Source organism: Paracoccus aestuariivivens (genome assembly GCF_009711225.1).
GTDB classification, from domain to species: domain Bacteria; phylum Pseudomonadota; class Alphaproteobacteria; order Rhodobacterales; family Rhodobacteraceae; genus Paracoccus; species Paracoccus aestuariivivens.
The window spans coordinates 1-973 of record NZ_WMIE01000065.1; the positions used below are offsets into that span (position 1 = coordinate 1).

Here is a 973-nt window from a genome sequence, read left to right on the forward strand (position 1 = left end):
TCAGGGCTGCGGGAACGGGGCTTCATCGGCGACCGGAAATTGCAGGGTTTCTCGCCAAAGCATACGAAACCCTGCAATTCAAAGCGAATGAAGCCTAAGGTTGATCACCCAAAATCAATGCGTCGGGGGGTGTTCAGAGCGGACAACTGAGATCTGTCCTGCCGCACGTGTCGCGGCAGGACTTAGAATCTGTTCGGGTCAAGCCGCTAATCCGAATGCCTCTGCTGGCATGGGCATGGCAAGTGCAAGGTGCGAGCGGCAGTTGTCGCCCTGCCAATGCGAAAGCAGGTGTCAGCCAGGAAGCTCGCGGGCGGGGCAATCGATGGGTTCGCGGGATAAGAAAACAGTCCGGTGGACCGTTTTTCCGATGATTGGCCAGTTCTTCAGCCGGAATATCCACTGCACGGCGATCTTGTTGAGCCCCAGCAGGAACGCCAACGTGCAATAGCCGAACAAAGGGTTATCTTTGATCATGGCCTTGATCGGCTTGCCGAAGCGCGGATCGATCTTCGGCACGGATTTGGTAGGTTTGCAATAGACCTTCCGCCGCAACAGGTCGAACCAGACGCAGAGCTTCACCACCGGCACCTTGAAGCCATCCACTAGCAGACTCTCATGGAACGTCCGGATCATTTCCCCGCCACGGTCGTTCGCACCAGTGGCGCGACCATGGCTCGATCCCCCCCTTTGCCATCAGCCTCGGACCGATGGCAGCTCGATGCCTCACCATGAGGGCCGCCGACGTTTTTCTAGCGCGCCGTTCCAGAATGGCCTCGCAATAGGCTTCCTGCAGGTCGCCCAGCTGCTTCTTGTATTCCTGACGGACGTCGAGCGGATTGGCCGGAGGGTCCCTTAGACCCGATGATCGGGAGGTGAGCTGACTGGGTTGGCGGCCTCTCCCGCGGCATTCTCCGTTCGAGGGTTGCACCAGGTCGGCTGGTGCCGAGCCTCAAGAATGGGGGAGAGACCGAAT

Annotated in this window: 1 protein-coding gene; it reads right to left on the minus strand. The window is 59.0% G+C overall.

Going from position 1 to position 973, the window contains the following annotated elements:
• Positions 1-291: 291 nt before the first annotated feature.
• Complete coding sequence (locus GL286_RS22080) at positions 292-633, minus strand: hypothetical protein (RefSeq protein WP_155097701.1); 342 nt, start codon at positions 631-633, stop codon at positions 292-294.
• Between the last annotated feature and the right edge of the window lie 340 nt (positions 634-973).